Below are 2,658 nucleotides of genomic sequence, written 5' to 3' on the forward strand. Positions count from 1 at the left end.
CGGTTGGAGCGTCGCCATCCGATACAGCTGGATAAGGCGCCTGCCTCTCGTAGTTCTTGTGACGTAGCGTGCACTTGGATGCTCTTACGACGTTGTCGTAAAGCCAAGGCAACTTGAGGTTATATGGTCAAGCCGCACGGATCATTAGTATCAGTTAGCTCAATACATTGCTGTACTTACACACCTGACCTATCAACCACGTAGTCTACATGGTTCCTTCAGGGGGCTTGTGCCCCGGGAGATCTCATCTTGAGGCGCGCTTCCCGCTTAGATGCTTTCAGCGGTTATCGCTTCCGAACATAGCTACCCGGCAATGCCACTGGCGTGACAACCGGAACACCAGAGGTTCGTCCACTCCGGTCCTCTCGTACTAGGAGCAGCCCCTCTCAAATCTCCAACGCCCATGGCAGATAGGGACCGAACTGTCTCACGACGTTCTGAACCCAGCTCGCGTACCACTTTAAATGGCGAACAGCCATACCCTTGGGACCGACTACAGCCCCAGGATGTGATGAGCCGACATCGAGGTGCCAAACACCGCCGTCGATATGAACTCTTGGGCGGTATCAGCCTGTTATCCCCGGAGTACCTTTTATCCGTTGAGCGATGGCCCTTCCATACAGAACCACCGGATCACTAAGTCCTAGTTTCCTACCTGCTTGATCCGTCGATCTTGCAGTCAAGCACGCTTATGCCTTTGCACACAGTGCGCGATGTCCGACCGCGCTGAGCGTACCTTCGAGCTCCTCCGTTACTCTTTAGGAGGAGACCGCCCCAGTCAAACTACCCACCATACACGGTCCCCGACCCAGATAATGGGCCCAGGTTAGAACGTCAAGCACGACAGGGTGGTATTTCAAGGATGGCTCCGCCACAGCTAGCGCCATGGTTTCATAGCCTCCCACCTATCCTACACAGACGAACTCAACGTTCAGTGTAAAGCTATAGTAAAGGTTCACGGGGTCTTTCCGTCTTGCCACGGGAACGCTGCATCTTCACAGCGATTTCAATTTCACTGAGTCTCGGGTGGAGACAGCGCCGCTGTCGTTACGCCATTCGTGCAGGTCGGAACTTACCCGACAAGGAATTTCGCTACCTTAGGACCGTTATAGTTACGGCCGCCGTTTACTGGGGCTTCGATCAAGAGCTTCGCCTTGCGGCTGACCCCATCAATTAACCTTCCAGCACCGGGCAGGCGTCACACCCTATACGTCCACTTTCGTGTTTGCAGAGTGCTGTGTTTTTGATAAACAGTCGCAGCGGCCTGGTTACTGCGACCCTCTTCAGCTATAGCTCGCACGAGCCACCAAAAAGGGTGCACCTTCTCCCGAAGTTACGGTGCCATGTTGCCTAGTTCCTTCACCCGAGTTCTCTCAAGCGCCTGAGAATTCTCATCCTACCCACCTGTGTCGGTTTACGGTACGGTCTGCGTAAGCTGAAGCTTAGGAGCTTTTCCTGGAAGCGTGGTATCAGTGACTTCGCCATAAAGGCTCGTCTCGGTGCTCGGTCTTAAAGGATCCCGGATTTGCCAAAGATCCAAACCTACCGCCTTTCCCCAGGACAACCAACGCCTGGTACACCTAACCTTCTCCGTCCCTCCATCGCACTTACGCGAGGTGCAGGAATATTAACCTGCTTCCCATCGACTACGACTTTCGTCCTCGCCTTAGGGGCCGACTCACCCTGCGCCGATTAACGTTGCGCAAGGAAACCTTGGGCTTTCGGCGTGCGGGTTTTTCACCCGCATTATCGTTACTCATGTCAGCATTCGCACTTCCGATACCTCCAGCAGACTTCTCAATCCACCTTCAACGGCTTACGGAACGCTCCTCTACCGCGCATAACAAAGTTATGCACCCCAAGCTTCGGTTCACTGCTTAGCCCCGTTAAATCTTCCCCGCAGACCGACTCGACCAGTGAGCTATTACGCTTTCTTTAAAGGGTGGCTGCTTCTAAGCCAACCTCCTGGCTGTCTGTGCCTTTCCACATGGTTTTCCACTTAGCAGTGAATTTGGGACCTTAGCTGTGGGTCTGGGTTGTTTCCCTTTTCACGACGGACGTTAGCACCCGCCGTGTGTCTCCCATACAGTCCGTCTCGGTATTCGGAGTTTGCAATGGTTTGGTAAGTCGCGATGACCCCCTAGCCATAACAGTGCTCTACCCCCGAGAGGATACATATGAGGCGCTACCTAAATAGCTTTCGAGGAGAACCAGCTATCTCCGGGTTCGATTAGCTTTTCACTCCTAATCACACCTCATCCCCTACCTTTGCAACGGGAGTGGGTTCGGGCCTCCAGTGCGTGTTACCGCACCTTCACCCTGGGCATGACTAGATCACCCGGTTTCGGGTCTACTGCCCGCGACTATGCGCCCTTATCAGACTCGGTTTCCCTTCGCCTCCCCTATACGGTTAAGCTTGCCACGAACAGTAAGTCGCTGACCCATTATACAAAAGGTACGCAGTCACTCCTTGCGGAGCTCCTACTGCTTGTACGCACACGGTTTCAGGTTCTATTTCACTCCCCTCTCCGGGGTTCTTTTCGCCTTTCCCTCACGGTACTGGTTCACTATCGGTCGGTCAGTAGTATTTAGCCTTGGAGGATGGTCCCCCCATGTTCAGACAGGGTTTCACGTGCCCCGCCCTACTCGTCTTCACTG

General features: G+C 54.0%; 1 rRNA gene. It reads right to left on the bottom strand.

Going from position 1 to position 2,658, the window contains the following annotated elements:
- Window positions 1-123 precede the first annotated feature (123 nt).
- Window positions 124-2,658 (bottom strand): 23S ribosomal RNA (locus tag O0K41_RS22140); the annotation flags it as partial.

The sequence above is a fragment of the Stenotrophomonas sp. Sm2128 genome, from assembly GCF_030985535.1.
GTDB lineage: Bacteria > Pseudomonadota > Gammaproteobacteria > Xanthomonadales > Xanthomonadaceae > Stenotrophomonas > Stenotrophomonas maltophilia.